Annotated in this window: 21 protein-coding genes and 1 pseudogene; 6 read left to right on the top strand and 16 right to left on the bottom strand. The window is 59.4% G+C overall.

The genetic code is table 11. The annotated features are described in order from the left end of the window. Nucleotides 1-14: 14 nt before the first annotated feature. Entirely contained in the window at nt 15-656 is a 642-nt protein-coding gene (locus tag IPK17_RS25955; RefSeq protein ID WP_343420597.1) for a response regulator, read from the bottom strand. 408 nt (nt 657-1,064) lie between these two features. Here IPK17_RS25955 and IPK17_RS25960 point away from each other — a divergent pair, with 408 nt between their 5' ends. The 4 genes and pseudogenes from IPK17_RS25960 (at nt 1,065) to IPK17_RS25975 (ending at nt 5,812) form a co-directional block, all read left to right on the top strand. Next, complete coding sequence (locus IPK17_RS25960; protein ID WP_343420598.1) at nt 1,065-2,567, top strand: alkaline phosphatase PhoX; 1,503 nt, start codon at nt 1,065-1,067, stop codon at nt 2,565-2,567. Nucleotides 2,568-2,628: 61 nt separating this feature from the next. Beyond that, the gene (locus IPK17_RS25965; protein WP_343420599.1) at nt 2,629-3,441 is read left to right on the top strand and encodes a c-type cytochrome; all 813 of its coding nucleotides are present in this window, start codon (nt 2,629-2,631) and stop codon (nt 3,439-3,441) included. A gap of 263 nt (nt 3,442-3,704) precedes the next feature. Further along, nucleotides 3,705-5,417: pseudogene (locus tag IPK17_RS25970) on the top strand (glutamine--tRNA ligase/YqeY domain fusion protein). Nucleotides 5,418-5,590: 173 nt separating this feature from the next. Continuing rightward, complete coding sequence (locus IPK17_RS25975) at nt 5,591-5,812, top strand: hypothetical protein (protein WP_343420600.1); 222 nt, start codon at nt 5,591-5,593, stop codon at nt 5,810-5,812. Here IPK17_RS25975 and IPK17_RS25980 read toward each other — a convergent pair. Genes IPK17_RS25980 through IPK17_RS25990 form a run of 3 tightly spaced genes read right to left on the bottom strand, consistent with a single transcriptional unit; the run spans nt 5,802 to nt 8,006 of the window. Further along, a complete protein-coding gene (locus IPK17_RS25980) occupies nt 5,802-6,446 on the bottom strand; it encodes a class I SAM-dependent methyltransferase (RefSeq protein WP_343420601.1) in 645 nt (214 codons plus the stop codon). The genes IPK17_RS25975 and IPK17_RS25980 overlap by 11 nt on opposite strands. Continuing rightward, entirely contained in the window at nt 6,397-6,984 is a 588-nt protein-coding gene (locus IPK17_RS25985) for a hypothetical protein (RefSeq protein WP_343420602.1), read from the bottom strand. The genes IPK17_RS25980 and IPK17_RS25985 overlap by 50 nt, the downstream gene beginning before the upstream one ends. Further along, nucleotides 6,981-8,006 (bottom strand): radical SAM protein, encoded by a 1,026-nt coding sequence (locus IPK17_RS25990; RefSeq protein ID WP_343420603.1) that lies wholly within the window; start codon nt 8,004-8,006, stop codon nt 6,981-6,983. The genes IPK17_RS25985 and IPK17_RS25990 overlap by 4 nt, the downstream gene beginning before the upstream one ends. 159 nt (nt 8,007-8,165) lie before the next feature. On the opposite strand from IPK17_RS25990, the gene IPK17_RS25995 reads away from it, so the two are divergent. Both IPK17_RS25995 and IPK17_RS26000 read left to right on the top strand, forming a co-directional pair. Next, nucleotides 8,166-9,539 carry an ATP-binding protein gene (locus IPK17_RS25995; protein WP_343420604.1) on the top strand — a complete coding sequence of 458 codons (1,374 nt, stop codon included), beginning with the start codon at nt 8,166-8,168 and terminating at the stop codon, nt 9,537-9,539. A gap of 19 nt (nt 9,540-9,558) precedes the next feature. Next, the gene (locus tag IPK17_RS26000; protein ID WP_343420605.1) at nt 9,559-11,796 is read left to right on the top strand and encodes an ATP-binding protein; all 2,238 of its coding nucleotides are present in this window, start codon (nt 9,559-9,561) and stop codon (nt 11,794-11,796) included. On the opposite strand, the gene murI is transcribed toward IPK17_RS26000, so the two are convergent. The 12 genes from murI to IPK17_RS26060 form a co-directional block, all read right to left on the bottom strand. Continuing rightward, nucleotides 11,791-12,582 carry a glutamate racemase gene (gene murI / locus IPK17_RS26005; protein WP_343420606.1) on the bottom strand — a complete coding sequence of 264 codons (792 nt, stop codon included), beginning with the start codon at nt 12,580-12,582 and terminating at the stop codon, nt 11,791-11,793. The two genes, IPK17_RS26000 and murI, sit on opposite strands and share 6 nt — an antisense overlap. Before the next feature lie 11 nt (nt 12,583-12,593). After that, nucleotides 12,594-13,337 (bottom strand): gamma-glutamyl-gamma-aminobutyrate hydrolase family protein, encoded by a 744-nt coding sequence (locus IPK17_RS26010; RefSeq protein ID WP_343420607.1) that lies wholly within the window; start codon nt 13,335-13,337, stop codon nt 12,594-12,596. Nucleotides 13,338-13,340: 3 nt separating this feature from the next. Next, the gene (gene rplS / locus IPK17_RS26015; RefSeq protein WP_502749067.1) at nt 13,341-13,712 is read right to left on the bottom strand and encodes a 50S ribosomal protein L19; all 372 of its coding nucleotides are present in this window, start codon (nt 13,710-13,712) and stop codon (nt 13,341-13,343) included. A 70-nt stretch (nt 13,713-13,782) separates the two neighbouring features. Beyond that, complete coding sequence (locus IPK17_RS26020) at nt 13,783-14,313, bottom strand: NUDIX domain-containing protein (protein WP_343420609.1); 531 nt, start codon at nt 14,311-14,313, stop codon at nt 13,783-13,785. A 2-nt stretch (nt 14,314-14,315) separates the two neighbouring features. Then, on the bottom strand, nt 14,316-15,146 hold the full coding sequence (locus IPK17_RS26025) for a LysM peptidoglycan-binding domain-containing protein (protein ID WP_343420610.1): 831 nt from the start codon (nt 15,144-15,146) through the stop codon (nt 14,316-14,318). A gap of 190 nt (nt 15,147-15,336) precedes the next feature. Then, on the bottom strand, nt 15,337-16,461 hold the full coding sequence (locus IPK17_RS26030) for a hybrid sensor histidine kinase/response regulator (RefSeq protein ID WP_343420611.1): 1,125 nt from the start codon (nt 16,459-16,461) through the stop codon (nt 15,337-15,339). 7 nt (nt 16,462-16,468) lie between these two features. Further along, a complete protein-coding gene (locus IPK17_RS26035) occupies nt 16,469-18,370 on the bottom strand; it encodes a sensor histidine kinase (RefSeq protein WP_343420612.1) in 1,902 nt (633 codons plus the stop codon). 135 nt (nt 18,371-18,505) lie between these two features. Further along, the gene (locus IPK17_RS26040) at nt 18,506-19,327 is read right to left on the bottom strand and encodes an undecaprenyl-diphosphate phosphatase (RefSeq protein WP_343420613.1); all 822 of its coding nucleotides are present in this window, start codon (nt 19,325-19,327) and stop codon (nt 18,506-18,508) included. A gap of 6 nt (nt 19,328-19,333) precedes the next feature. Then, on the bottom strand, nt 19,334-19,663 hold the full coding sequence (locus tag IPK17_RS26045) for a hypothetical protein (protein ID WP_343420614.1): 330 nt from the start codon (nt 19,661-19,663) through the stop codon (nt 19,334-19,336). A gap of 87 nt (nt 19,664-19,750) precedes the next feature. After that, nucleotides 19,751-21,013: an MFS transporter gene (locus tag IPK17_RS26050; RefSeq protein ID WP_343420615.1), complete on the bottom strand. Its 1,263-nt coding sequence runs from the start codon at nt 21,011-21,013 to the stop codon at nt 19,751-19,753. A gap of 81 nt (nt 21,014-21,094) precedes the next feature. Continuing rightward, nucleotides 21,095-21,976 (bottom strand): pentapeptide repeat-containing protein, encoded by an 882-nt coding sequence (locus IPK17_RS26055; protein WP_343421510.1) that lies wholly within the window; start codon nt 21,974-21,976, stop codon nt 21,095-21,097. Next, nucleotides 21,879-22,748 (bottom strand): RNA polymerase sigma factor, encoded by an 870-nt coding sequence (locus tag IPK17_RS26060; protein WP_343420616.1) that lies wholly within the window; start codon nt 22,746-22,748, stop codon nt 21,879-21,881. Before IPK17_RS26060 ends, IPK17_RS26055 begins: the two co-directional genes overlap by 98 nt. Nucleotides 22,749-22,879 lie beyond the last annotated feature (131 nt).

Raw genomic sequence — 22,879 nt, forward strand, 5'->3', positions numbered from 1 at the left:
CTCCCACTTTCATGCTAAGACGAGTCCGGTAGATCGACCAACCCGATGCGGACGGCATGCAGTGCGGCTTGCGTGCGGCTGACCACGTTCAGCTTGCCCAGAACATTGCTCACATGCGTACGCACCGTCTTCTCACCGATTTGCAGTTCCAGCGCGATCTCTTTGTTCGACAAGCCTCGTCCGATCAGCTTGAGGATTTCCGTTTCGCGCTGGGTGAGGCTGTCCGGGTTTTCCGGCGCGCGCATGTCGCGCATCAAGCGCTGCGCAGCTTTCGGCGAGAGCTGCACCTGTCCCGCCGCCGCCGCCTTAATGGCCTTGGTCAGCTCATCCGCCGCCGTGTCTTTGAGCAGATAGCCAATCGCCCCGGCACGCACGGCATCACTGACCGAATTATCTTCGAGCACACTGGTGAGCGCGATCACTTCGACATCGGGCAGTTCACGGCGAATTGCGGTGATCGCATCGACCCCACCAAGGACGGGCATCACCAAATCCATCAACACGACATCCGGCTGCAGTCGATGCGCCAATTCGACCGCCTGCTTGCCGTTGACCGCCTCCCCGATGACTTCCAGTTCCGGGTCAACGCTGAGAAATACGCGGAGCCCCTGACGCACAATAGCGTGGTCATCCGCAATTACGATCCGAATAGGCATCTCGCTCTCCCTTGTTCCGAACGTTTGAGAACCATCCTATTCCCTGACTACCCTTTCGTCGTCCGCAGATCATCGCATTCCTAGCAGACATTCGACCTAGACCGATCCCGATCTTACTGCAAACCCGCAGGCGCGCCTCCGACATTTGTCCTAAGTCGCTGCCTGCCGGGCGACGCGTTCAGCCGCGCGTGGTGAAGATCACGGCGCGCACCCGCCCGCAACCGGCAAGCAATCCACGTGAACTCCGCATGTCATACGTGCAATCATGACGAACATCATGTGTACTTGCGCCATTAAGTCCGCTTAATCCGTCTGGGGAATTGTCATAAACTTCGTCTTCTATGCTTTGGGCAGCCTTGAAAAAGGCCACATATCTGTACGTCGTTGCCCAAATGGGGGGATTTACGAATGAAGTCACGCATTATTCTGTCCACACTCGTCTTACTGTTCGCCACCGTCGTTCTGTCGTTTGTGCTGCCTGTGGCCGCCCAAGACGCCACCGGCAACATGATCCCACTTGATCATCCTTTTGCAGCCTTCCTCGAAAGCCGCGCATACGGCGCATCGCTCGGCGCGACTGCCGAGTTCAACAAGATGGAATGGGTTGTCGTTGACAATACGAACATGCGCCTGTACATGGCCATGAGCGACATCACCGGCGCGATGACCGACGGTACGGGCGAAATCTCGGTGGATGAGAACCGCTGCGGTATCGTCTATTACGCCGACCTGGCCGAAGACTACACCATGAGCGAACTGCATCCGCTGGTCATCGGCGGTGGCCCGAACAATACCGATGACGGCCCGAACCGGTGTGATGTGGACAGCATCTCGAATCCAGATGGTGTCGGTGTCGATGCCATGGGTCGCGTGTGGATTTGGGAAGATAGTGGCCGTCATCACAATAACATGATTTGGGTTTACAACCCGGCTGATCAGTCGCTCAAGCGCTGGGGCTACGTTCCCGCTGGCGGCGAAGTGACCGGTGTCTATATCGCCGCGGACGGTACGGTCTTCTTCAACGTGCAGCACCCCGACGCGACCAACCTGTATCCCTACAACGCGGGTGTGGTGATGGTCGTCAACGGTTTCAATGCCAATACTGACGACTTTGAACCGATCGCCGTTCCGGAAGGTGACGCGCAGCTGCGGGCGGGCGTGGCGGCGGGTGAAATTCAGGTCATCGCGCGCGTGGGCGATCCCATTCCGAACAGCTACAGTGGCGACGTCTTCGGTGGCATTTACGATGTCACAGGCTCGCTGATGTTCGTGAGCAATGATCCCGATGGCAATATGTGGCTGCCGACCGCCGAAGATGGCTCTGAAGGCTGGCTGTACACCAACATGGAAACTATCCCGGGCGGCGTGGGCCGTTTATACCTTATCAAGTCAGAAACCGGGTGGGAAGTGGTTGATGGCCAGATGGTCAACTTCAGCGGCGTCAACGGCACGTGGACGAACTGCGGTTCGAGCGTAACGCCATGGAACACCGGTATGACTTCGGAAGAATACGAACCCATTGCCAGTGACTTCAACAATGTGGCGGGCATGAGCGAGTATGTTGGCGCGGATGCCAATCCGTATGACTATGGCTGGCTCGTCGAACTGTCACCCGATGGTCTGGACGACGAAGTGACCAAGCGTTTCGCCTTGGGTCGCTTCAGCCACGAAAACGGCACATTTGCCGCTGACGAAATGACCGTCTACCACGGGGACGATGGCGCGAATGTCATGCTATTCCGCTCGGTGGCTGCCGAAGCTGGCGATCTGTCGACGGCGACTCTCTATGCTGGCAAGGTGACGCAGATGGGCGGCACTGGCGCGGAACATTACTTCCAGATCGAATGGATCGAACTCGGCACAGCGACGGACGCCGACATCGAAGCCGCGATCCGCGAACTGGATCGCTAAGCTATCCGGTGGGACGGGGCGCTGGCCTCGTCCCACTTTTGTCTTGTCGAGAGCCTAACGCATGATCATGCACCTGTTTCGCGCCATCTTCGTTGTGTCACTTTGCGGCTTGACCGCCTGCGGCACAATTGCCCTGCCCCAGTGGGAACTCGACGCCACCGCGACTGCCATCGCCCTACCTCCACCGACTGCGACGCTCGGGCCTGCCGTCGCCATTGATGCTTCCAGCGCGCAAACGGGGCGTTGGCTGTGGACAAGCTTCCACACAAACCTACCCGCTTACCCGCCAGTCCAACTCTGGATGGATGTAGCCGCCGATGCGACGGTTCAGGGTACACTGTCCGTCTACCCCACTCCGGTGGACATTCCGCCCAACGCGCTGAACTTAATCCAGCAAAACGGGTGTAATGTCACGTTCTCCTCATTGGCCGAAGCTGGCATTCAGGGGGTTTTCATCAGTTCCAACACGGCACGCGTGCAGATAACTGCGACAGAGTGCGCGGTGAAATACTTTGGCCCGGTGGTGCTTTCCGAACCGCTGGTTGGCGAGTTCGTCGTCGAATACAACGAATCGGTCACTGTGGCGCTTCAGGCCGCGGCTAACGCGCCCATCTCACCCGTTGAACGTGGCAAGGCGATTTTTGCACTCTACTGCTCCGGTTGTCACGGTGCCTACGCAGAAGGTGCGCCCGGTATTCCGAGTCTCCACACGGATCAAGTGCGCGGCTACACTGATGACGAACTGCTGGAAACGCTGCGCAATGGCCGGATCAATACAGTGATGCCAGCGTGGGGTGCGGTGCTGAGCGCGGAAGACCTTGACGGCGTATTCCAGTTTATTCGAAGTATCGATACCGCGATTCCGGCAAATTAGGTCGTAACGCTCAAGCTGAGCCAAGTCTAGAAGGGCTAAAGCACCTTCTCGAAAATCATCGTGTAGGGCAGACCTATGTGTCTGCCCGGTTTTGGGCGCACACACAGGTGCGCCCCTACATCCGTTCGTGGATTTGTTTCGAGAACCTACTTAAGCTGCTATCCCAAACGTGCCGCCGTCGGACGCCAAACGAGTCTCTTTCTCGTTTGCGTGGTTGCGGTACAATATTACGATGTGACACCATTTACGCACGGGAATGCAGCATGACAACAGACGTCAGTAACGCCCCTAGCGAAAACCTAGAGGGAAAGAAAGATTTTATCCGCGAGATCGTGGACGCGCACAACGCCAGTGGGCGCTTCGGCGGGCAAGTCTATACGCGCTTCCCACCGGAACCGAACGGCTATCTGCACATTGGTCACGCTAAGTCCATCACGCTGAACTTTGGACTGGCGGATGAATATGGCGGCAAGACCAACCTCCGCTTTGACGACACCAACCCGACCAAAGAGGAACAGGAATACATCGACTCGATCATCAGGATGTGCGCTGGCTCGGCTTTGAATGGGAAGAACTGCGCTATGCCTCGGATTACTTCGAACAGCTCTACCAATGGGCGGTCGAGCTGATCAAGAAGGGCGTCGCCTATGTCGATGATCTCTCCGCCGATGAAATCCGCGAGCATCGCGGCACACTGACGGAACCGGGGCGCGAAAGCCCTTACCGCAATCGCACCATCGAGGAAAACCTCGATCTATTCACACCGGATGCGCGCGGGCGAATTCAAGAACGGCGCTAAGGTGCTGCGTGCCAAAATTGACATGGCGTCGCCAAACCTCAACCTGCGTGACCCGGTGCTGTACCGCATTCTGCACTCGGAACACCCGCGCACGGGTGACGCATGGTGCATTTACCCGATGTATGACTGGGCGCACGGCCAAAGCGACTCGATTGAAGGCATCACACACTCGATCTGTACGCTGGAATTTGAGGATCACCGCCCGCTCTACGACTGGTTCATCGATCAGCTCGGCATCCATCATCCACAGCAAATCGAGTTTGGCCGTCTCAACGTCACCTACACGGTGATGAGCAAGCGCAAGCTGCTGCGTCTCGTGCAGGAGAAGCATGTGCGCGGTTGGGACGACCCCCGCATGCCTACCCTATCGGCGGCACGGCGGCGCGGCGTGCCCCCCAAGGCGCTGCGCGATTTCGCCAAGGCGACGGGCGTCTCCAAGACGAATGGCATGGTCGATGTGCAGATGCTGGAATACTACATCCGGCAGGAATTGAACAAAACCGTCCCGCGCGTGATGGGCGTGCTGCGCCCGCTCAAAGTGGTGCTGACGAATTACCCCGAAGCTCAGGTTGAGGAATTCGAAGCGCTGATCAACCCGGAGAATCCGGCGGAAGGGACGCGCAAAGTCCCCTTCTCGCGCGTGCTCTACATCGAACAGGAAGACTTCATGGAAAACCCGCCGCCGAAATTCTACCGCCTGTCACCGGGGAAAGAGGTGCGCCTGCGCGCGGCCTACTTCATCAAGTGTGACGAGGTGATCAAGGATGCAGACGGTAACATCGTCGAACTGCGCTGCACATATGATCCGGCCACCCGTGGCGGCGATGCCCCCGATGGTCGCAAGGTTAAGGCGACCATGCACTGGGTGAGCGCCGCGCACGCGGTCGAAGCCGAAGTGCGCCTATACGACTATCTGCTGACCATCCCCGATCCGGCGGACATGGACGAGAACAAAGACTTTCTCGACTACGTCAACCCGAAGTCAGAAGAGGTGATTGCGCGCGCGTTCGTCGAACCGAGCATCAAGGGTGCGGAGATCGGCAAGCAAGTGCAGTTCGAGCGCCTCGGCTACTTCACCGTCGATACCGACTCGACGCCGGACAAGCTGGTCTTCAACCGCACGGTCACGCTCAAGGATGAGTGGACGAAGCTCCAGAAGAGCGCAGGCAGCAACTAGTTCAAAGGGTGAGTTCGATCTCGTCCTGTTTTTCCAGCTTTCGGACACGGGCTGAGCGCATTGCTCAGCCCGCGATCTACCCCACACCAGCTGCAGTTTGCGGACCACTTTCCACTGTCTTTACCCACACTTTGCGACTACAATCAGCGCCGAATTCGAACTTGGGGATAGTCATGAGTAACACACCGCTCAACGGGAACAACTTGCCGCGCGTCGCCACTGCGGGGGCGATCTTGGCCGTCGTCGGAATCATCGCCTTCATTGCCCTATGGGTGCTGATGGGCAGCGCGGGAGTCGCGACACTGCCGCGCCTGCTGGTCTCCCTGTGCATTCCGCCCGCCCTCATTGCGCTGATTATTGGCGTCTATATCCTCGTGAGCCGATCTAAAGCTTAACCATCCGGTACACGATCACCACGGGCGACTGGCCGTAGCGCGGTTCGCTGACGGCATCGATCTGCAAGCCAGCGGCGGCCGCGGCGCGTCCATAATCTTCGTACAGGTGCACATGATGTTCAACTGCATAGGCGCGGCCATCCGTCCCAGTGAAGGTGCGCTCAGCGCCATTCAGGGCGACAAAGGGGTGCACATCGCTGATCAGCGCCACGCCGTGCGGCCGCAGCACGCGCCCAATCTCACAGATGGACGCGCCTAACGCCGGCAAATGTCCTAACGCCAGACCGCACACGATCACATCAATGGATGCATCCGCCAGAGGAAGCGCCTCGGTCGTCGCACAGACCCGACCTGTGAGCGGATTGCGTTCCAACATATCCGGGCTGTTGTCGAGTGAAATGATTCGTGCCGCGCCCTGTTCCTGCGCCAGCAGACCATAACGCCCCGTTCCCCCCGCCAAATCGAGCACGAGCGCGCCAGTCAGCGGCGGCAGCAAGGCGCTGACCGCCCGCTGTTCCAGTTCCATCAGCGGGTTGTGGGCGTGCGGTGGATAATTCGCTGCCCACAGCGCATAGGCCGCCGTGCTAGGCAGTGGGCGCTGTTTTCCCCGAAGCCACCCGCGCAAACGTAACATAGGTCTCACTTAAGTTCCCCTCGGCAATCGCCGTCGTCTCTTTGTCTTCGACCGTGTGGGAAACCGTTCCGATGATTATTAGATCTGCCCACAGTTGAAACGCGTGATCATTGGCGCTGTAGGCCAGGCGGGTGCGCGCGGGCAAATACAGCCAGCGCCACGCGATCCGGCGGCGTTCCTCGCGCGTTGTCCGTTCCCGCAAATTGGCATACCACAGCGGCAGCGCCATGAACAGAAATGGGAACTGCTGCGCGAAGCGCCGAGAACGCAGCATCAGCCACGCGATGAGATAGATCAGCGCTACCATCACAACCGGCAGCACAGACCGGAAAAAGCTTTCGATGATCAGGCTCGTAACGCCAAAGAGCAGCAGCACAAAGCTCATCAGCAGTTCCGGCATCACAGTGTAGCTGTCATCGACCACGCCGTACTGTTCCAGTTTACGCAGCAAGGGCGCTTTCATCCAGCCCATCAGAATGAGGACGTTCCGCCCGAAATAGGCGAAACTCGCCAACGTGATCAGCACAAGATAAATCATAATTGGAGCAGCGCTCGCCCCCCTTTGTACAACGGACACACACAACGCTCACACTCGGGTCGTTCGCCCTTCCGGTATGCCCGGCGCAGTGCGATCGCTTCCGCCCCATTGATGGCCTGTGGCAAGGCGTCGATCTTCAGGCTGCCCATGGTCGGCAGGAAGTAACATGGGCGCAGCGACCCATCAACTTCGATGACCGTGGAGAGATGGGGCGCATTGCAGCGGACAACAGGAGACCGAGCCGTTTCATCGTACAGCGCGCGGAAATAAGCGATCATCTGCCGCAGCTTGTCCGGCGACTCAGCGATGCGGTGACTGGCGAAATCTTCAGCGAAGCGTACTTCGATCTCCGCCAGTAGGCGTTCCAGATGCAGCACATCGTCCGGCAGCAGCGCGGTCGGCGGCAGTTGCTGTTCGACAGGGATGAGGCGTGATCCGAAGGCATGCGGGTTGCTGACATCCACGGTCAGAAAGCTGATCGTATTGACATCGGCGGATTTGGTCACTTCGATGATCAGGGGGATTTCGGCGTAGTTCGCGCGTTGCACGGTGGTGCGCGTGGTGACGGGCAACCCGCCCGCGCGAACGGCGCGAATGCCATCCAGTACGAGGTCAAACGCGTCCACGCCGCGAATGGCGGCGTAGGTGGCGGCCGTTCCGGAATCTAGGCTGACGACGACTTCGTCGACGCTCGCCAAGACTTCATCGATCTGGCGGCGCAGCATCAGCCCGTTGGTGAGCAGGATGACGCGCACGCCTTCCGCCCGCAGCCGCCGCGCAATCTCCGGCCACTGGGGATGCTGCATCGCTTCGCCACCGCTCAGCACCACCCATTTAACAGCCAGGCGTTTGAGATCGGCGGCGATCGTATCGACGAGTTCCATAGACATATTGCGGCGGGGGTTGCGCCAGATATCGCACATGACGCAGCGGCTGTTACAGCCATCGGTCAAATATAGAATCACGATTGGCAGTGTCCGGAGGTGATCTCCGGTCAGGTTGAGTAAATGCTTCGCGCCCATGCCTTCCAGTATAACACTCCGCGGCGCGAGATCATCACTGTCTTAGAAATTGAAAACAGGCTGTCGACCCTCCGCACTAAGCTGGGACTGAAGCGTCCCTTTGCCGATCCCCAAAACGTGCTAAAATGAACTACGTCTAGCCGCCCACCGAGTCTTCTTATGCTAAATCCCGATTTTCTCAAGAATGGACCTGGTCCACGTTTAGCCTTCATCGAAATCCCGGATGCCAAGTTAATCGCCGAGACGCTCGTCGCCTTTGCGAATACCGAAGGCGGGACGCTGGTGGTGGGACTCAAGCACAACGGCGACGCAGGCGTGAAGATTGAGAGCGAAGCCCTGCCGAAAGCGCTCAAAGAGGCGGACAGCTTGTGCAGCCCCTCAATCGTCACAGGGAACTGGGAACCGGTTGAAGCGGAAGATAACGGCACAGTCTACGCGCTGCGGGTGCCGCGCAGTATTGAACTGCATGCCCTGAGCGATGGCCGCGTGCTCATCCGCGATGATCAAGTTAATCGACCGCTTGGCGGGCAGGAGATTCTCAAGCTTGCGAGCGCCAAGTCGACGGGTGACTATGAAAGCGAACCAGTCCCCGGCGCAACCAAAGACGATCTCAGCAAAAAAATGATCGAGGAGTACATCGCCAAACGCGCGGAACGCACCAAGCGCCCCTTCAACGGCAAGACCGACGATTTGCTGCGCGAAATCGGCGCGATTGACACCGCCGACCGCCCGACCGTGAGCGGTATTCTCCTCTTCAGCGAATATCCGCAGCACTGGCTGCCACAGAGCGGCGTCGTGTTTGCCAAGTTCGTCGGCAAAACGCCGCGCGGCGAAAACGGCCTCGCCGGGTACACCCGCCGCGAAGAACTAACCGGACCGCTCCCCCGCCTGATCGAATCAGCGTGGAACCTCATCTGGAGTGAGATGGCCGTGAGCGCGGTCGTCAAAGGGCTGGAACGCGAAGAGACGACCGAATATCCGCAGTTTGCCGTACGTGAAGCTATCGTCAATGCCATCTGCCACCGCGACTACCGTCTCAAAGGGCGGCGCATCGAAATTCGCATGTATTCAGATCGCCTTGAAGTGATCTCCCCCGGCGGCCTGCCCGGTTTCATCACCGTCGAAAACATCGTCGACGAGCACTTCAGCCGCAACCCGCGCATCGTCAACGGCCTGTTCCAGTGGGGTTACATCGAAGAGCTCGGGCTGGGCATTGACCGGATGATGGAAGTCATGGAACAGTCCGGCCATCTGCCGCCCAACTTCGACGCCCGTCCGTACAGTTTCGCCGTCACCCTGTTCAACTCTCGAGAGCGTCAAGTTGTGCCGGAATGGGTGCGCAACACCAATCACCGGCAGGCTAGAGCGCTGCAATACATCCGCGATCATGGCTCGATCACCAACCGTGAATACCGTTCCCTGTGTCAGGGGGTGTCGGCGGAAACGCTGCGCCTCGACCTGGCGGATATGGTTGAGCGCGAAATCCTGCTGAAGGTCGGCTCGAAAAAAGGCACGTACTACATCCTCAAGTAATCGTTTGGGGGAAGCCCGAATGAATTCAGTGACCAGCACATTAGTGCTCGTGTGCCTGATCGCGCATATTGTCGTGGTCGGCTTTTTGATGATTCGGCGGCAGCGGGTTCGGGTCGGCTTGCCATGGCTGGCGCTGACCATTCTCTTTTCCGCGCTCGTCGCCGCGACGCTCTATCCCGAATTCTCATCGCTGGCACTGTTTATGCAAGCGCTGACCCTGTTTACCTATGGCGCGCTGAGCATGCGCGACATGGCCAACCGGGTGCCGCGCCTCTGGACGATTTTTGGTGTGCTCTGGCTGTTCACGCTGATCGGCAGCGTGGCGCTGCTGGGCAACACGCCGAGCTGGGTCTTGAGCGCGTTCGCCCCGCCCTATCCGGTGAGTGCGTTATTTATGCTCGGCGGTTTCGCGCTCGGCGGCATCATCTTGATCGCGTCGGCTTTCTATAAGTTTTATGTGGCGCGCCTACCCGAAGTCGCCAACCGCGCCCTCTTCTGGGGTATCAATTCGGCCTATTTCATGATCGGCATCTTCCTGGTTGGCACCGGAGCGAACGCACTGGGAGCTCCGGGGAGCTTTGTGCTGCTGTTTGGCACGCTCGGGGCGGCCTACGCGCAGATGAACTACCGCGTGCTCGACATCCGCCGTGAACTCACCTCGACCATCCGCATCATGATTCTGCTGCTCATCACCACACTGGTCATCTTCGGCGCGTTGATCGTCGCTGATGGCATCGACGCCAACCCGACCGCGCTCGTCTTAGCGCTCATCGCGCTCGCCGCTGCGATTCTCTACCTGCCGATCCGCCAGTTGGCGGAGACGCTCATCGGTCTGACCCTGCGCGGGTCGTTCAAAACCGATACGACAATGATCCCGCGGCGCTACACGCAGCAGATCGCCAACGCCGTCGAATTGAATGCATTGGTCGAAGCGGCGACACAGGCGCTCAACGAACTGCTGCGCGTGCGCCGGTCGGCGCTCATCCTCGTCAATGAAACAGGTGACACCGCCGAGCTCATGCTGCTGCCCGCCCTACTGGATCGGTCAGGGCGCGCCTCCCTGACCAAAAGCGGCAGCCTGTACCAGCATTTCGCGGTCGAAGGAAGTTCTCTGTCGCAGTTTGATCTCGAATTCAACCCGCGTTTCAAAGACCTGCCGGAGATCGCCTTCTTCCGCGAGAGCGGGCTGAGTGCCTACGCGCCGATCCTGATGGACCAAACGTTGATCGGGGTACTGGCGTGCGGAGCTAAACTCAGCGATGCGCCGTTCACCGTGCATGATTTCCAACTGCTCACGACGATGGCCAGCCAGACGGGAACGGTACTGCGCAATGCCCGCCTCGTCGCCGATCTACGCAAGCTGAATCAGGGCATGCAAACGCTGAATTCGAGCCTCGAAGATGCCAAGGAGCAGATGGAGCGGCTCGACGAGGTCAAAACCGATTTCGTAACCATTGCCAGCCACGAACTGCGCACGCCGCTGGCGCAGATTCGCGGTTACACCGATATCATGGACGCGCTCAACGAAGGCGGCGCGCTCGAACAGGACAAGATGGCCGGGCTGGTCTCCAATCTGCGTAAGGCCACCGAACGCATGGAAGAACTGATCGCCGCCATGCTCGACGTCAGCCAGCTCGATGTCAACGCGATGAATCTGCACTTCACGCAAACCTCGCTGGAAAGCGTCATGCGCATGGCTATTGAGCCGCTCACCGACGCTATCAAGCAGCGTAAGCAGACGCTGGCGGCGCGCGGCATGCGCGGTCTCCCTATCGTGCAGGCGGATCTGCAGCGTCTGGTGCAAGCCTTCCGCAATATCGTCGTCAACGCGATCAAATTCACGCCGGATGGTGGCAAGATCGACATCACCGCCATGCTCGAACCTGCGCAAGCGCCCGGCGAACAGGACTATGTGCTGATTACCATCAAAGATACGGGCGTAGGGATCGAAAAAGAGAATCTCGAGCTGATCTTCCGCAAGTTCTACCGCGCCTATGACCCCGGCCTGCATTCGACGGGGACGTATAAATTCATGGGCGCGGGTCCCGGCTTAGGCTTGACTATCGCGCAAGGTGTGATCGAGGGGCATGGCGGTAAGATCTGGGCGGAAAGCCCCGGTCATAACATGCAGACGTACCCCGGCACGACATTCTTCATTCGCCTGCCCGTGGTGCCGCCTGAAGACGCACGCCGCGTCATGCCGTTCCAGATTCCGGAAGCGGTCTCCAAAGACCCAACCATCGTGCACACCTCATAGCGCCTGCTGCACCGGAGCGTCGATGCCCAGCAACCGGTTGAGCGACCGCTGAAACTGCGCCGGATCACCGGTCGTGTAGTAGAGGTGAGCGGCGTCGGCAGGCACCACGTCGGCGGGCAGCACGCGCGTAACCTGCCGCGCAACCGCCGCGCCCGGGTCAATCAGCGCGATGTCCGTCAGCGCCTGCAGTTTGTCGGCCAAAAATGGGAAGTGCGTACAGGCCAGCACCAGATAATCGGCATGGGCGGCTTCCAGCGGGGCCAGGTAGCGCCGCAGAATGGCCTCGCCTTCGGGCGTGTCCTGCGTACCCTGCTCCACCATCGTGACCAGTTCCGGCGCGGGCTGGGTGATGACCTGTACGCCGCGCGCGAAGCGATCCACCACCTTGCGATACAACTCACTTTGGGCAGTCACCCGCGTGGTCAGCACGCCGATCACACCCGTCTGCGTGCGCTCCGCCGCAGGTTTCACAGCCGGTTCCATGCCGACAATCGGGATGTCGCGATGCCGCGCGCGCAGGTCGTGCAGGCTGGCGGCGCTGGCCGTGTGACACGCGATGACGAGCACGCGCGCGCCATGCGCGATCAGGAACTCAGCGGCCAGATCGACAAGCTGGCGCACATCTTCGGGTGTCCGCATGCCATAGGGCAAATGGGCTTGGTCAGCATAGTAGATGGTGGGGATATTGGGCAGGTGTCCGTGAATTTCACGCAGCACGGACAACCCGCCAACACCAGAGTCAAACACTCCGATGCGCTTACTTGCCGAGGTTTCAGGCACGGTCATTCACGCGTCAGTTAACGCTGGGACTGGCGGGCAGCACTTTCACGCGCAGCGTTGACGAACTCCGTGAACAGGCGCTTCATCATGCCGTCGTCCTCATACAGGTCTTCGGGATGCCACTGCACGCTTAAGACGAACTGCTTGTCGGGGATTTCCAGCGCTTCGACCACACCATCCGGAGCGAACGCGGTGAAGTCCACGCCCGGCGCCGCGATTTCGGTGGATTGGTGATGCAGGCTGTTCACCACGACCTGCGTCGTCCCCAGAATCGAAGCAAGCCGGCTTTCCGGCTTGATGTCAACCGTATGCAGGCGGGTGCTGCGCGGATATTCGTCTGGCAGGTCATGCGTCAGGGTTGTTTCGACCTGCGACGGGATATCCTGCACCAACGTGCCGCCCAGCGCGACATTCATCACCTGATGACCGCGGCAGATGCCGAACAGCGGGCGGTCATCTTCGACCGTCCAGCGCGCGAGCGTCAGTTCGAGCGCGTCGCGCGGCGCATCGATGATTTTGGTCTGCGGGTGGCGTTCCTGCCCGTATTCAACCGGATCAACATCCGGCCCGCCGGGCAGCAGCACCGCATCAAGGCGTTCATACAGCTCACGCAGGAGAGAGAGTTCGAGTCCCGGTGGAATGTAGACGGGCAAGCCGCCAGCATCCGCGATCGCAAACGCATTCAGCGCATACGCTCGATGATACAGCTTGCCCCGTTCCGCATAGACGTCTGAAGCAGTAATCCCGATGAGCGGACGCACGGCCTAGCGCTTTTCCTTCAGGCGTGCCGCCTTGCCACGAACATCGCGCAGGTAGTAGAGCTGCGCGCGGCGCACTTTCGCCTTACGGGTCACTTCGATCTTTTCGACGCGGGGGCTCTTGAGCAGGAACGTACGTTCCACGCCAATCCCGTGCGTCGCGATACGGCGGACGGTGAAGTTGGCATCATTGCCACCACCACGGTAGCGGATCACGACACCCTGAAACATCTGGGTACGTTCGCGGTCGCCTTCAACCACCTTGACGTACACTTTCACGGTGTCGCCGGGGCCAAACTGGGGATGCCCACGATCCGGGGCTTCCAGTGCTTTCAATAACTCGTTCACGGGCTTCCTCGTCAAAAAAAGTACGCTCATCCAACTCGGAGGGGCGTACGCATTCAAAATCAAGTCGCATTATACAGGGGCGAACCGTCTCTCACAAGGGTCACAGCCCCAAACGCCGCGCCACCTTCAACAGACCGCTGATACTTTTGCCGTCAATAATCTCGCCGCGCTCGATCATCGCCAACGCTTCCGTCATGGGCACAAACGAGGCTTCGATGAACTCGTCATCGTCCATCTCCAAGCGTGATTCAGTCAGATCGGTGGCGATGAAATGGTGGATGAACTCAGAGGTGTAACCGGGCGCGACGTAAATGCCGCCGAACGCTTCCAGCTTGCCGGGGCGGTACCCGGTCTCTTCTTGCAGTTCACGTTCGGCGCACACCAGCGGATCTTCGCCCGGTTCGAGCGTGCCCGCCGGGATTTCCATCATCACACGATCCGCCGCCATGCGAAACTGCCGCACGAGCAGCACGTTGTTCGCCGCATCCAGCGCGATGATCGCCACGGCACCCGGGTGCTTAATCAGTTCGCGGCGCGAGGTCTTGCCATTGGGCAGGCGCACATCCAGCACTGACAGCTGGATGACGCGCCCGCGGTAGATTTCTTCAGAGTTGAGGACCGTTTCCTGCATGGTTACGGGATGACCAGCGTCTGCCCGATATAGATCAGATTGACGTTGGTGATGCCGTTGACTGCGGCAATATCCATCACACGGCGGCCCCACTGCTGCGAGAGGCCAAACAGCGTGTCGCCGTCCTGCACGATATACGTACCCGCGCCGCCACCGGGGATCGGCGTCACCGGCACACCACCGCCCGTCGTCGTCGCCGTGGAGGTCGCCGGGGGGATATTGCCCGTGGTGCCGCAGCCGGGGATCACCAACCGTTGTCCAATGTAGATCAGGTTCGGGTTGACGAGGTTGTTATAGGTCGCCAGCGTCTGGTAGGTCACACCATAGTTCAGGCCGATGCGGAACAGGTTGCGATCGGTCGCGCGCACTTCGTGCACACAATCTGCGCCGGAGGGGACGACCGCAGGGGCGGTCACGCCGGCGGTAGTCGCCGTCGGGAAAAAGGCTGAAGTCGGCGTGATGCCGAGCAGCGCCTGCGCGGTCTGCGTGAGCGGCGCGGCCGCCGTCTCCGTCGAACTACGAATGATCGCCGTCGCCGAGAGCAGCAGCGGGTCAACCACGGGCGGGACTTCCGTCGTGGCGGCCTGCAGCGGCTGGAACTGCGCATTCGAGGTCAGGAAAATGGCCGTGGATGTTTCCGCGACGATATCCTGCAGCGCCACATCCGCGACTTCGGTGCCGCCCGGAACCGTCGGCGTCGCGGTCGCCGTGACGACGCGCGTCAGCACGATGATCGACTGATCTTCGGTGGGCGTCAGGCTGGGGAACGGCGTCGGCGTTTCGGTTGGGGTTTCACTCGCCGTCGGCGTAAAAGTCGGTGCCGACTGAGCCACGCTGGTCGCTTCCAGCGCCCCACCAGCAGACTGGAAACAGCCCGACGCAAATATGACAATTAGAAGGGACAGGATTAACAAGCCCTTATGCGTCCAATCTGCTCGCATGAATGAAATTCCCCCTCACAGGCGCAACGCGGTCCTATACTTAGTTATTATAGCGGAGTTCTTCTAAAGGACAACGCGAGCGTCACTCCCCTTTGTCGAGCGCTGGGGCATCATACTTGATCGGCATCCGAATCTGGACCGTGATCGATTCGTCAGGCACGCTTTCGATGTTGAACGAACCACCATGCATTTCGATCAGGCGTTTGGAGATGACCAGCCCCAGACCTGTGCCCTGCTGTTCGTAGATGCGGCGTTCAAACTGCATGTACGCGCCGATTTTCGCGATCTGTTCCGGCGTCATAGCGCGCCCCGTGTTGGAGACGCTCACCACATAGAAATCACCCTCGACTTTGCCTTTGACGACAATCGCCGAATGTTCGTTGGAGAACTTGCAGGCGTTATCGATCAACTCCTCGATGATCTTCTTCAGGAGTTCTTCTGACAGGCTGACGGCATCAACTTCATCCAATTCCAACTGCAAGTCGTCGACGCGCCCCGCGGGTGTCGCCTGATGCTTGGCGTTGCGCGCAATCGACAGGTGCGGATAGATGCTGTAATGCTTGCGGTATTCGTCGATCTGGTTGCGGTCGGTGAGCACTACTTCGATCTGCGCGTACAGCAGGAAGTTTTCAATTACGCGCAGCAGGCGCAGCGCACCATTGTTGATCAGCCGCGCCATATCCGCGATCCGATCCGAGTCCATGTTCGGTGCGTCCATCATCATGAGGTCAGAGAAGCCGAGGATGATGTTCAGCGGCGTGCGCAGTTCATGCGGCAGCGCGATCATGATGTTGTTCGTGACCTTGCTGACTTCCACTTTGGTCTTTTGGTCGTGGTCTTCCTGCTTCTTCAGCCGCGTACGCACGGTGGCGAGCAGCTCCGCCGCATGGAACGGTTTGGTCAGAAAGTCATCGGCGCCGAGTTCCATCCCCTGCCGCACATCGACCCGATCCGTGCGGGCGGTCAGGAAGATGAACGGGATTGTTGAGGTCAGGGTGTCCTTGCGCAGCTCTTCGAGCACCCCATAACCATCCAGACCCGGCATCATGATGTCGCAGATAATCAGATCCGGCAGAACCTGCCGGGCACGATCAACACCTACTAGGCCATTTTCGGCCCCAATCGCTTCGAAACCTTCGAAGCCCAACATCTCGACGATGTCTTTCCGGAGGGACTGTGCATCCTCAACGACTAGAATTTTTTTCATCACTTCATCATCTCGTAGACTTATGTGGAAGCGTAATAACGAAGGTGGTACCCGTGCCGAGTTTCGTGGAGTAGGTTATTTCGCCGCCATGCAATTCTACCCCTTGCCGAACAATCGCCAACCCTAGACCGGTTCCGCTTACATTGTCAACGTTGACGGCGCGGTGGAACACGTCGAACAGATGGGGTTGATCCATTTCGGGGATACCTATCCCCTGATCCTGGACACGGATAACGGTCTCGTGTTCAGTACAGTTGATCACTAGAAAAATCGGGCTACCGGGCTCGGAATACTTCACCGCATTTGAGAGCAGATTTTGGATGATGCGGCGAATCCAAATGGGGTCAGCATACAGGTACGCCTGTCCGGAATACTCATAGTGCAGGTCATGGTCAGCCCCCGCGCCTCCGCGCAGCGACCGAACCGCTTCGCCCGCCAGATGCTTCAGGTCAAACATGTCCGGGCGGAACGTGGCCTTGCCGTCATCCCCGTTCACGCTGATCGTCAGAATATCGTCGAGCATCAGCGTCAGGCTGTTGACTTCATTGCGAATCCGGGTCAGCTTTTCCGTCCGTTGATCGTCATTCATGCGATCACCGTAGTTCATGAGCAGGTCGCTCGCCGTATTCATCACCGCGAGCGGCGTCCGGAACTCATGCGACACTCGGGCGATAAACCGGGACTTGAGGTCGCTGAGCTCGCGTTCGCGTTCCAAGGCGCGATTCAGCTCCCGCGTGCGCTGGGCGACGCGCCGTTCAAGGTTATCGGCGTGCTCGCGAACCTGGTTGTACAGGATGATATTCTCGATGACGACGGCGACCCGTTCGGCAAACGCCGTCAGCAAGCGGCGGTCGGAGTCATTGAAAGCATCGACGTCGGCGCTCTGCAAGTCCAGCACGCCGATCACACCCTTCGCGGTCCGCAGCGGAACGACCAACTCGCAGCGGGTCAGCGGGTTGTTCGGCGCATAGTGGGTGTCGCTGGTGACATCCGGCGCATAGACCATGTCGCCCGTGCGCAGGGCACGCGGCACGAGGCCATGCCCGTTGATATGCAGCGACTGATTCGCCTGCACCTGAAACTCCCCCGCGCGGGCAAGCCGCGTCAGGTGGCCGGTCTCGGCATCGAGCAGCATCAAACCACAGTCGACCGCGCCGAACTCCACCACGACCGCCCGCACGATCTCTTCGCCAACCTCGAGCAGGTTGTCCGCGGTGAACAGGTTCACCTTGAAGAGAAAGGCGGTCGCCCGATGCAGCGACTGATTCTCGACTGCGTCGCGCATCAGCTCATCGTACAGCTGTGAGTTCTCCAGGGTGACGGCCGCAAAGTCCGCGAAGACCCGCAGGCGCTCCACATACTTGGCGCTGAAGGCCTTCGGCTGATCCGAGTCGATGCCCAGATGCCCGATCACGAGATCATGCGCCACAATCGGCACGCTGAGATGCGAACGCAGCCATTCCAGACCGGGCGCAAACACCCAATCGGGCTGTGTCCGCGTGTCGGGCACGATGATCGGCATCCGATTGGTCATGCTCTCCTGAATTGAGCGGCCACTGGTTGACAACCGGAATCCCTGAAGCGCCGCTGTTTGTTCCGGGGTATAGCCACATACGGTAACGATGCGCGCTTCATGACCAAAAAAAACACTGATCGTGCCGCGGTCGTGATCAATGGCCGCGAGCGCCTTTTCAAGCAGAGATTTGAGCGTGAGTTCAGGATCCAGCACGCGGGTGAGCAAAGCCGTCGTCGCGTAGACACCGCGCGCAAACCGCAGCTCCTCCTCGACCTCAGCCGGCAGAGGCAGCGCCTCACCAGATGCTTGGCTCGGACGTGCACGCCGTTTCAGCCGAACAGTCTGTTGAGAGCTGATATACGGATCGTGGTTGCCACGAAGTCTGTCTGCCATGCGGGAATCCAGATACCCTGTTGGTAGGTGTGGCACAGCCTGATGACATCCTTTGCTCGGCGGAACCACTTCTGCTTATGTTTCGAGTATAAAGCGAAATTGAAGTGACAAGTCTAAAGGTTGTAATACTTCAGACTAAATTAAGGAAAGTGCGATCAAGATCAAAATCACGCTGCCCGCTAAGATGCGGTAAATGCCGAACGCGGTGAAGTCGCGCCGGGCGATGAAACGCAGGAGCCAACTGATAGCGAGGAAGGCCACCAACCCGGAGACCAACGCGCCGACCGCGAGGAAGATCACGTCGTTACCGCTGATTTCGTCGAGGCTGAGCAGCAGGTCGACGATGGTTGCGCCGCCGAGAATCGGGATGGCCAGATAGAAGGAGAAGCGGGTCGCTGTTTGCCGATCCAGCCCGGTCAACATGCCGCCGAAGATCGAAGTGGCCGCGCGTGAAACGCCGGGGATGAGCGAGAGCGCCTGCAGCCCGCCGATCACCGCCGCCTGCCGCCACGTAATCGCCGTGACCGCGGTCGTGGTCGGCGTGGGACGGTTCGCGAACCAGCGTTCGAGCACGATGAACAATATCCCGCCGACGATCAGCGAAATGGCAACCGTCAGCGGGTGAAAGAGCACGTCTTTGATGAAGTCGCGGAAGAGAAAGCCGACCAGCGCGGCTGGAATCGCACTGATGACGATGGCTAACCACAGGCGGCGCACACCGGCATCCTTGTGCACGGTCATGACCTGCTGAATCAAGTCCCGCCGGTAATAGAAGACCACCGCGATCACTGCGCCGAGCTGGATGAAGATTTCAAATGTGCCCTCCAACGCTTCGCTGAAGTTCGGGCGGAGGAGCGCAGTGGCGACGATCAGGTGTCCGGTGGAGGATACGGGCAGAAACTCCGTGATCCCTTCAACAATACCGAGAACGACGACTTTCAGAAGGTCAATTAGCATAGGCTCTCACGACCAGCGGTCAAAATCCGTTTGGCGGCGTTGATTGATTTGCACAACCTGCGCCCCGAGTTCACGAATATAGCGTATGACGTACGGATTGTGAATGACCAGCATTTTGGCATCTTCGCCATCCCGTTCCAGATCGATATGGAACAGGCACACACGGCGCACTCCGGAGAGCCAAAACTCCTGCCGGAAGATTACGCCTTTAATGCGCCAACCACTCTCGATGGCTGTGGTGAGGGTATCACCGCCGCTGTAGCGTTCCGAGCGGTGGCTCCAATGGCGGTAAATGCGGCGAACATCATCAGTGCGGGTAGTAGTGAGGGTATCCACAACTTTACTCCATAAAACTATAGTTTGTGTTTTCCTCAACTCTACGCCTAACGGCAAAAGAATCAAATTAAGGTTCGGATTTCCGCATCAGTCAGCCGCAGCGGTTGCGGGCTCTAGTTCACGCTGCTCGAAGTGCCGTGTGAGCAGCAGCCAAATCAGCGCCGGAATCAGCGCGACCACGCCGGTGCCCAACGCGATCAAGCGCACGTTCGCGCTGCCCACGGCGTCGATCAACCAGCCGTGCGCCACGGTACTGATGACCGTCGCCAAGTAAAAACCGGCCATATCGAGCGAGAACACCCGCCCGAGGTACAAGTTGGGCACGGTCTTTTGCAGCGCAATCGTGCTGTATGTCCAATTGGTCGAACCGCACACCGCGCGGATGAACAAGCCAAGGCACAGCAGCACGAACGTGGAGGCCGAACCGAGCGTCAACCACCCGGCGACCGCGCCGAAAAACGCGACGAGCATCAGGCGGCGCATCACCTTAATTGACCCGTCGTTGAAGCGGTTGAAGATCAGCGGGCCGATCACCGCGCCCACCCCGAACGCGCTGTACATGAGGCCGAGGCCGAGACCGCCGCCTTCTCCATATACAAAGATCTGCGTCGCATAGATGGCGACCAACGTGTCGACGTTGCCAAGGCTCATGCCGAACTTGGCCAGCAGCAGCATGGCCGACTGCGGCCTGCTCCGCAAAAAGCGCAGGCCATCCCGGAAACTCGTATCCGCTGTGTGCGCGTGCTCCTGCACCACGGCGATCACGCGCGGCACAATCGGCAGCACCAACCACGCGGCGACGGCAAAGGACAACGCATCGAAGATCAAAGCGGCATACGCGCCAAGCACGGTCGCCACCACCCCGCCGATCACCGCGCCAATCGCCAGCATCGACGACCACGTGATGCTCACCAAGGTGTTCGCCACAATCAAATCCTGTGGCGGCACGAGCATCGGCAGCAAGGCCGACTGCGCGGGTTCAAACACCGCCGAGATCGCGAACTGCACCACCGTCAGCACATAGATCAGCCACAGCCATTCCGGCCCCTGTGTGGTAATCAGCAGCGCGGCGACGACGAACACCCGCAGTACGTTGCTCCAGATCAGCAGGCGCTTGCGATTCAGCCGATCCACCAACACGCCGGTGATCGGGCTGATCAGCATGGGCGGTACCACGCGCGCCAGCACAAACAAGCTGACTGCCACTCCTTCCCGGCCGGGACTGTACGCGGCGACCAGCGCAAACAGGACGACGGTGTTGAACCAGTCGCCCGTCATGCTGATCACTTGAGACAACCATAGGCGGGTGAAATGCGGATTTTCGCGCAGTAACTGGAGGTAGCGGCTCATAAAAACTGTCCTTGCGGGCTGATGAGGCTATCAGCATACCGCAAGGACAGCGTGACGGGAACTGTCAACCCGTACAGGTGTTTAGAAGCGGTCGTGCGGCGGCACCGGCGGCACGGGCGGAACCGGAGGCACCGGCGGTTCCGGCGGCTGACGCTTCGGCTTTTCGTCGTCATCCTCCGTATCGATTTCGATGCGGATACGCCGCCCCGACTCCGAATGCGAGGCATGGTAGCGGTTGAGATCCGATTCACGCTGGTATTCTTCGCCATTGGGCAGCGTCGCGCCTTCGAGGATCGCCCCCACGAGGTTCGCGCCGTCAATTCGCGCGCCCGTGAAGTTTGCCCCCTCAAGGACGGCATCGCGGAAGTTCGCCCCGGTGAGATTGCAGTTCGCAAACCGCGCCCCGGTCGCGTTCACGTTCTTGAGGTTCGCGCCGCTGAAGTTCGATCCCTCGAAATCCGCGCCCTCGAGCAACGCATCCTTCAGGTTCGCCCCGCTGAAGTTGCCCATATGGGCGTGAACCCCGGTCATATTCGCGCCGCGCAGGTTGCGGCCGCTGAAGTTCGCACCGTCCAGCGTCGCGCCTTCGAGGTTGGCATCGCGGTAGTTTTCACCGCGGTTGGTCTGCACGTCCACGTCGATGTTCGATACGGCTCGCTGAATGGTCTCGCGCGTCAGCCGCATCATCTGTTCTTGAATTTCGCGCCCGATGCCGCGCCAGTCGCCGCGGTCGATATTGAGATCGCCGCGGAACTCAAAGCCGCGTCCGCCTGCATTCTGCTCGCGCAGCAGGCCTTCCAGGTAGATGACCATCTGCCCAGCGGCCAACTGCACCTGACTGAGCATATGGCGCTCCGCGATCTCTTCATCGAGCTCCAGCGTCAGCGTGTCCGTCACGTAAAAGTCGTCGGGATACAGCTCGGCGACTTTGCGCTGAATTCCGCTGTACTGTTTGACGGCCATCCGCCCCGTCCCCTGAAACACGTCCATCTGCACCGCGCGTTCCACCGACCGCTGCAGCGCCTTCAGCGCCTGCAGATACTGCTGAAGCTTCTGAATCTTCGTTTCGTCCATGATCAACTTCCTCTCCTGCGGGGGTATCCCGCTTTTTCACTAATGCGGCGACAGGTACATCGTCAATTTCGTCTTCAATCGCTTCGAGCGTTGCCGGCCGTAACAGACGGCGAAGCGTTTGCTTGGCGTGAAAGATGCGTGATTTGACCGTGCCCATACTCACGTTCATGACTTCGGCGATTTCCGCGTACGACAGCTCTTCTTCGGCGTAGAGGATGAGCGCCTGACGCTGAAGTTCCGGCAGGCGTTCAATCGCCTCGGTGACTTCCAGATGCAGCAGCAGCCAGTGCGATACTTCTTCGGGCAGCTGCGCGCGGTCGTCCGCCAGTTGGAACGACACGCGTACATTCATCCCGTCATCCTCGTCGGCGTCAATCGACACCTGTTCGAAACGTCCCTGCCGCCGCAGAATGTCGTAACAGCGGTTGCGCGCAATGCGGAACACATATGGGCGGAGCTTTTCGGGTGGGTCGATCTTCACGAGGTTCACGTACAGGGACATCAGCGTGTCCTGCACGACATCCTGCGCTTCGTACCCATCCCCGATCAAGCGCCGAACAAACCGCGCCAGCCCCGGCTCTAAGGCAGTGTAGAGCGCCTCAAAGGCGTCGTAGTCGCCCTCTTGAGCCAGCTTCAGTAGTTCAGCTTCTGTCACGGTCATCACTCCCCTGTCTACAGGGATTTACGGATGCCCGCGCAAAAGTGTTCAAAATTCGCGCAAAGTGCTTTAATCAAGGGAGCGGAATCCGGCTTTTCGGCGCACTTCCATCTACCAAAAATGTCGATTTTGAG

Source organism: Candidatus Flexifilum breve (genome assembly GCF_016713355.1).